This window comes from Pontibacter lucknowensis, assembly GCF_900156415.1.
In the GTDB taxonomy this organism is placed as follows: domain Bacteria; phylum Bacteroidota; class Bacteroidia; order Cytophagales; family Hymenobacteraceae; genus Pontibacter; species Pontibacter lucknowensis.
In genome coordinates, this window is sequence record NZ_FTNM01000017.1 from 1 (window position 1) to 1310 (window position 1310).

A 1310-nucleotide genomic window follows, 5' to 3' on the forward strand; every position below is an offset into this window, starting at 1 on the left:
TAACCTTTAGATTAGCCTGATATTATTTTTCTAATACACCCAGCACCCTTTTACCAGGTATAGGAGTACAGCTTTTATACCTTCAAAGCAGCCAGTGCACTACCCGCTAACAAGGCGAAACTGGTCCTAACAGCCGATTCAGACTGGCTGCTTTTTTTACAAACCCGCAGGCAGGGGTCATATAGATTTTCGGGACGCATTGGGCCCATTATAAAGGTTTCGATCCGCAGCTTGCATAACTAAAACAAAAGATATGGAAAAGCCTATCAATCTGCAAGCCCCGTCCTTTATACTGGGCATCGATGTCTCAAAAGACAGCCTGGATGTGTGCCTGATCAGGGTCAGCGACAACCAGCAGCTGGGTCATAAGCTCAACAACAACCCCTCGGGCTTCCGGCGTATGAAGGCCTGGCTCAAGCAGCACGGCTGCGAGGCGGGACCTGACACGCTCTGCTGCCTGGAGCACACGGGCCTCTACACCCGGCAGCTGGTGCATTACCTGCTGGCAAGGGACGTGCAGGTGTGGATGGAGAGCGCTCTGCAGATCAAGCGCTCGATCGGCATGGTCAGGGGAAAAGACGACAAGGTGGACGCCCAACGGATCGCCCGCTATGCTCTCCTGCACCGGCACGAGGCCAGGTGCGTGAACCTGTCGGGCGTAACGCTGGAGCGGCTCAAGGATTTACAGGCAAACAGAGGCAGGCTGCTCAAAGCTCTGCAGAGTATCAAAGTCACCATCAAGGAACTACTCGCGGTGGATCCCGTGTCGGGCAAGACGCTCGAGCAGGTTAACAAAAAGGCCATTAGGGGGCTGGAGAAAAGCATGGAGCAGGTAGAGGAAAAGATGCAGGAGTTCATCGCCAAGGACATTGAGCTGAAGCGCAAGTATGACCTGCTGACCGGTATCAAGGGCGTGGGCAAGGTGCTGGCCATCTCACTGCTGGTCTACACCCAGGGCTTCACCAAAATGGATGATGGGCGCAAACTGGCCTGCTACTGCGGGGTGGCTCCTTTCGAATACCGCAGCGGCACAAGCGTGATGGGCAGAACGGGCGTCTCCAAGTTCGCCAACAAAGAGCTCAAGCACATCCTCCACATGGCCGCCATCAACAGCGTCCGTTTCAACGAGGAGTTCAGGCTCTACTTCGAGCGAAAGGTCGGGGAAGGCAAAAGCAAGATGAGCGTCATCAATGCCGTGCGTAACAAACTCCTCCACCAAATCGTGGCCGTGGTGAAACGGGGAACGCCATATGAACTGAAATTGAAGAATATTTAGAGCAAAACCCTTGTTTTAATCATAGATTTCGGTT

1 protein-coding gene is annotated in these 1310 nt (G+C 53.6%); it reads left to right on the forward strand.

What is annotated here, in order from left to right; all coding sequences use genetic code 11:
* The first annotated feature begins 253 nt into the window (after positions 1–253).
* Entirely contained in the window at positions 254–1276 is a 1023-nt protein-coding gene (locus tag BW972_RS19510; RefSeq protein WP_076423352.1) for an IS110 family RNA-guided transposase, read from the forward strand.
* Positions 1277–1310: the final 34 nt, after the last annotated feature.

What these genes read in the sequence shown, in the direction of transcription:
- BW972_RS19510 (WP_076423352.1), top strand. Translation starts at nt 254, where the DNA reads ATGGAAAAGCCTATCAATCTGCAAGCCCCGTCCTTTATACTGGGCATC.